The organism is Planctomycetota bacterium, assembly GCA_026387035.1.
In the GTDB taxonomy this organism is placed as follows: Bacteria; Planctomycetota; Phycisphaerae; order FEN-1346; family FEN-1346; genus JAPLMM01.
In genome coordinates, this window is record JAPLMM010000194.1 from 1 (window position 1) to 5363 (window position 5363).

6 protein-coding genes are annotated in these 5363 nt (G+C 67.1%); 3 read left to right on the plus strand and 3 right to left on the minus strand.

Features of this window, described 5'->3' with window-relative positions; all coding sequences use genetic code 11:
- The 3 genes from NTX40_06855 to NTX40_06865 form a co-directional block, all read left to right on the plus strand.
- The coding region (locus NTX40_06855; GenBank protein MCX5648799.1) for a M48 family metalloprotease at positions 1-280 on the plus strand (280 nt) is incomplete at its 5' end.
- A 226-nt stretch (positions 281-506) separates the two neighbouring features.
- Positions 507-1376, plus strand: coding sequence for a hypothetical protein (locus NTX40_06860; GenBank protein MCX5648800.1), 870 nt, complete (start codon positions 507-509; stop codon positions 1374-1376).
- Position 1377: 1 nt separating this feature from the next.
- Positions 1378-2112: a peptidoglycan recognition family protein gene (locus NTX40_06865; protein ID MCX5648801.1), complete on the plus strand. Its 735-nt coding sequence runs from the start codon at positions 1378-1380 to the stop codon at positions 2110-2112.
- Between the two features lie 123 nt (positions 2113-2235).
- Here NTX40_06865 and metW read toward each other — a convergent pair whose 3' ends face one another.
- The 3 genes from metW to NTX40_06880 form a co-directional block, all read right to left on the minus strand.
- On the minus strand, positions 2236-2862 hold the full coding sequence (metW, locus tag NTX40_06870) for a methionine biosynthesis protein MetW (GenBank protein ID MCX5648802.1): 627 nt from the start codon (positions 2860-2862) through the stop codon (positions 2236-2238).
- Positions 2859-4052 carry a homoserine O-acetyltransferase gene (locus NTX40_06875; protein ID MCX5648803.1) on the minus strand — a complete coding sequence of 398 codons (1194 nt, stop codon included), beginning with the start codon at positions 4050-4052 and terminating at the stop codon, positions 2859-2861. Before NTX40_06875 ends, metW begins: the two co-directional genes overlap by 4 nt.
- Before the next feature lie 92 nt (positions 4053-4144).
- The coding region (locus NTX40_06880) for an O-acetylhomoserine aminocarboxypropyltransferase/cysteine synthase (protein ID MCX5648804.1) at positions 4145-5363 on the minus strand (1219 nt) is incomplete at its 5' end.

Consider the following 5363-nt stretch of genomic DNA (forward strand, 5'->3'; position numbering starts at 1 on the left):
GCTGATTCAACTGGCCTCGTCGCGGCAGCGCGAATTTCTGGCCGACGCCTCCGCCGCCCGCATGACGCGCTATCCGGAAGGCCTCGCCCGCGCGCTCGAAGCCCTCGCCGCCGACACCGAGCCCATGCCCGAGGCCAGCCGAGCGACGGCGCACCTCTTCATCATCCAGCCGATGATGGCCTCCGGCCGGCGGCGCACGACGAGCAGCGTCTGGTCGAGCCACCCCGACATCGAGGAGCGCGTCGCGCGCCTCCGGTCGATCGGAAATGTCGAAGATTGACCTCCCCCTTGACCGACACGATATGCGGGAACGCGGGTTTCAGAGGCTTGCTCTGTTGAAAACATCCGGTCCTATCCCCTCTCCCTTGACGGGAGAGGGGCAGGGGTGAGGGTGATGCCGCACAGCAACCTTAATTTCCCCTCACCCTACCCTCTCCCACAAGGGGAGAGGGATAACAAAAACATGTTTTCAACAGAGCATTAGAGGCTCTAAAAGAGGCGCCGACGTGCTTCGCTATTTTGCCTACGTCTTCATCGTCGCGACGGCCGTCGTCATGGCGGTCTTCATCGTCTTTCTCCTCGTGGGCGGCCTGGCCGGCCGGGCCGCATCGCCCACGGACCTGCGCCTGACGGTTTTCGACGCCGTGGCCGTCCCCGCTCCCGAGCACGTCCGAGGCCGAGCCGTCCTGGAGGATCTCCGCCACGCCAAGCGCGTGGGCCAGGTCTCCATCTTTTTTCGCTTTCACGAGGACTACGTCGACGCCGGATGGGTTAACAAACAGGGCATCGCGGTGGGCTCGCGCCTCGGCGGCCTGCCCGAAGGCCGGTATCCGTACGAGGCTTTCGTCTCGGAACTGACCGGACCCCTCGGCCTGCGGGCGACCGGCACGGTGTGGGTCCGGACGCCCAAAACCAGCGTCCTCTGGGTCGATGCCGGCGCGGTCCTCCCGCCGACCGACCGTTCGGCCGGTGGCGGGCCGTCCGGCATCGTGCGGGAGGCGATTGAGACGCTCAAAGGCCTTGCGTTCGGCCGCCAACTCGTTTACCTTGTCGCGACCGACGTGGGACGCTACGGGGCGATGCGCCGGCAACTGGCCGACGCCCCTCTGCCGCCCGGACCCGCCTGGTGGGTCGAGCCGGAGTCCGAACCGCAAAGCCTCGCTTCGCTCAAGCGGACCTGGCCGAAGGTGGATGCCGCACTGGTCGGCTCGCGGCGGCTGGCCGAGGCGGCCGGGACGCTCGGCCTCCGGGTCCTGGCCGTGACCGCTCCCGCGGAAACCGAGGGGGCGCCGCCGGGCGAATCCGTCGCCTGGCCCGAAGTGGGCCGCCGGCTGTCGGCCAAGACAAAAGAAGCGAACGCCAAGGAAGGAAACTAGGGTGAGAGGGGTTTGCAGGGTTTCTTTCGCGGCACTGGTTGCAATCTTCGCAACCGTGCTCGCCGGCTGCACGGGCGGCAGCAGCCGCCTCGCCGGCACGCCGGCCATCCCGACGCGCGACGCCTTTCGGTATCGCGCGCTCGCCCCGACCGGCCCCCGCCCGGCGCCGCCCGCCGCGGCGGGCAACACCCAGCAGCGCCGGACCGAGGTCGCGATGCCCCCGGCCGAGGCCGGCTGGCTCCCCGCCATCGAGGAGCGGCCGTGGCAATGGATCGTCGTTCACCACAGCGCGAGCGACCGCGGCTCCGCGGCCGTCTTCGACGACTGGCATCGCAACGGCCGGCACTGGGACGAGTTGGGGTACCACTTCGTCATCGGCAACGGGACGAACAGCGGCGACGGCCTCGTGGAAATCGGAAGCCGGTGGCCCAAGCAGAAACACGGCGCCCACACCAAGGTCTGGAACCGCGAGGAGTACAACCAGGTCGGCGTCGGGATTTGCCTGGTCGGAAACTTCGACAAGACGCGCCCGACCCGGGCCCAGATGGACGCCCTCGCGGGCCTCGTGGATTGGCTGTCGGCCCGCTACCGGATTGACGACGCGCACATCATCGGCCACGGCCACGTGTGCGACACGCATTGCCCCGGCCGGAACTTTTCGTTCGACGACCTGTTCGGTCAACTGCACGCCCGCCGCGACACCCGCACTTCATCGGCCAAGGCGGCTTCTCGCTGAAGGGTGTCGGCCAGGGCGAAAAATGGGGTCAGACCTGCTCTGTTGAAAACATGCTTTTGTTCTCCCTCTCCCCCCGGAGGGTGGAGAGGGATGTTTTCAACAAAGCGGGGCAGACCCCATTTTTCAGGTTCCGCGGCGCTGGACCTGGAAGATCGCCAGGCCGGCGCGCCAGTTGGCGCCGACCGAGCCGATCCGCCGCTGGCTGGGGGAGAGGAAGATCTCGCGGACGCGCTCCAGATTCTCGCGGTCGCAGAACTCGCGGAAGTCCTTGACGGTGCAGAGGTGGACGTTCGGCGTGTTGTACCAGTGGTACGGGAGGGCGTGGGATCGCGGCATGCGTCCGGTCCCGAGGAGTTGCAGGCGGACGGCCCAGTGGCCGAAGTTCGGAAAACTAATGATGGCGCGGCGTCCGACGCGGAGCATCTCGCGGATGACCTCTGGCGGTCGGAGGGCCTGCTGGAGGGTCTGCGAGAGGATGACGACGTCGAACTGCGCGTCGGTGTAGAAACTCATCCCCTCGAGCATGTCGCCCTGGTACACCGGGACGCCGCGGCCGATGCATTCGAGAGCGGCCTGCTCGTCGATCTCGATGCCGCGCCCGACGCAGCGCTTGTTCTCGATGAGTTCCGAGAGCAACTGGCCGTCGCCGCACCCGAGGTCGAGCACTTTCGCGCCGTCGGGCACGAGCGATTCAATCAGTTCGTAATCCAGCCGCAATTTTCCCGGCCGATCGTGTCGCGGGAAGATCATAGCCTCCCTCCCTTCCCCGCCGGCGACCGGACGCGGCGCTGGACATTGGCCAGGAACCCCGTGACGGTTTCGGCCAGTTGCTCGTTCGGCAGGAGAAACGTGTCGTGGCCGTAGCGGCTCGGGATCTCGAAAAAAGTGGTCGGCACGCCGTTGGCCTTCAAGGCGCGGACGATCTCCTTCGACTGGTACGTGGGAAAGAGCCAGTCGCTCGTGAACGAGACGACGAGGAACTCGGCCCGGACGCGCTCGAACGCCTGGACCAGGGAGCCGTACTTCGCCGCCAGGTCGAAGTAGTCCATGGCCTTCGAGATATAGAGGTATGAGTTAGCATCGAATCGTCGGACGAAACTGTCGCCCTGGTACCGGAGGTAACTTTCGACCTGGAAATCGGCCTTGAAGTCGTATCCGACCGTTTCGCGGTCCTGAAGCCGCCGGCCGAACTTCTCGTGCATCTGCTCGTCCGACAGATACGTGATGTGGCCGATCATGCGCGCGATCGCCAGGCCCGCCCTGGGCGGCTCTCGGCCGTAGTAGTCGCCCGTGCCCCAGTTCGGGTCGGTCATGATGGCCTGGCGTCCGACTTCGTTGAAGGCGATGCCCTGGGCGCTGAGGCGCGCGGTGGCGGCAATGGACATGGCGCTCGCCACGTGCTCGGGGTACCGGACCGCCCACTCGAGGACCTGCATGCCGCCCAGCGACCCGCCCGCCATCGACAGAAGCCGCTCGATCCCCAGGTGGTCGATGAGCCTCTTCTGCGTCCGCACCATGTCGCCGACGGTGACCATCGGGAAATCCATCGCGTAGGGCCGGCCGGTCGCGGGGTTCGGGCTCGAGGGGCCCGTGCTGCCCTTGCACCCGCCGATAATGTTCGAGCAGATGACGAAATACTTCGTGGTGTCGAAGGGTTTTCCTGGGCCGACCATGATGTCCCACCAGCCGGGCTTGCGGTCCTCGCGCGAGTGGTATCCGGCGACGTGGGCGTCGCCCGAGAGAGCGTGGAGAATCAGGACGGCGTTGTCCCTGGCGGGCGCAAGTTCCCCATAGGTCTCGTAGGCGAGCGTGATGGGCCCGAGGCGCTGGCCGCACTCCAGTTCGAGTTCCTCCGGTGGGTCGGCAAAGGTGAAGCATTTCGTCTCGACGAGGCCGGCGCTGTGGGCGCCGCCGAGCCGGCTGTCGTCGGCTACCGGAATGTCGTCGTCGGTCGCCAAGGGTCGTTCGCTCCTGCCGAACAGAGCGCGCCCCGCAAGTTTACCCGCCGTGGCGGGCGGGGCGGCTAAACGCGTTACGCTTTCGCGAGGGCCTGGTCCAGGTCCGCGAGGATGTCGTCAATCGTTTCGAGGCCCACGGAGAGGCGGACGAAGTCCGGCGTCACGCCGGCCTGCCGCTGCTCGTCCTGGGACAGTTGCTGGTGCGTCGTCGAGGCCGGGTGGATCGCGAGGCTGCGGGCATCGCCGATGTTCGCGAGGTGGCTGAAAAGTCGCAAGGCCTCGATGAACCGGCGCCCGGCCTCTAAGCCGCCCTTAATGCCGAAGCCCACCAATCCGCTCGCGCCGTTCGGCAGGTAGCGTTTGGCCCGGTCATGGGAGGGATGGCTCGCCAGGCCCGGATACAGGACCCAGACGACCTTCTTGTGCTTCTCGAGGAATTTCGCCACGGCGAGGGCGTTCTCCGAGTGCCGGGCCATCCGCAGCCCGAGCGTCTCCACGCCCTGCAAGATGAGGAACGAGTTGAACGGGCTGATGCACCCGCCCAGGTCGCGGAGCGTCCGGACGCGGGCGCGGATGGCGAAGGTCACAGCGCCGAAGGTCTTGTAAAACTGGAGGCCGTGGTAACTCGGGTCGGGCTCGACGAACTCGGGGAACCGCCCGCCGTCCCACGGGAACCGGCCGCTGTCCACCACCAGGCCGCCGATCGAGTTTCCGTGGCCGCCGAGGTATTTCGTCAGGCTGTGGACGACGATGTCGCAACCGTACTCAATGGGCCGGCAGAGGGCGGGCGTGGCGGTCGTATTGTCCACGACGACCGGCACGCCGCGCGCATGGGCCGCCTCGGCAATGGCCGCAAGGTCGGGGATCGAAAGTTTCGGATTGCCGATCGTCTCCAGGAACACCGCCTTCGTGCGGTCGGTGATGCGGGAGGCGAAGGCGTCGGCCTCGTCGCTGTCCACATACTCGACCTTGATCCCCATGCGCGGCAATGTCGTCGTGAAGAGCGTCACCGTGCCGCCGTAGAGGCGCGTCGTGGAGAGGATTTCGTCGCCCTCGCGCGCCAGAGTCAGGATCGTGGCGCTGATAGCCGCCATGCCGCTCGAGAACGCCAGGCCCGCCGCACCGCCCTCCAGCGACGCGACGCGCTGCTCCAGCACGTCCGTCGTCGGATTCATGATCCGCGTGTAGATGTTGCCGAACTCCTCGAGCGCAAACAGGCGCGCCGCGTGGGCGGTGTCGCGGAAGACGTAACTGGTGGTCTGCCAGATGGGGACGGCCCGGGCGCCGGTCGCC

Bases quoted from the DNA above. Each gene is read 5' to 3' on its own strand.
- metW (MCX5648802.1), bottom strand. From the start codon at position 2,862: ATGATCTTCCCGCGACACGATCGGCCGGGAAAATTGCGGCTGGATTAC.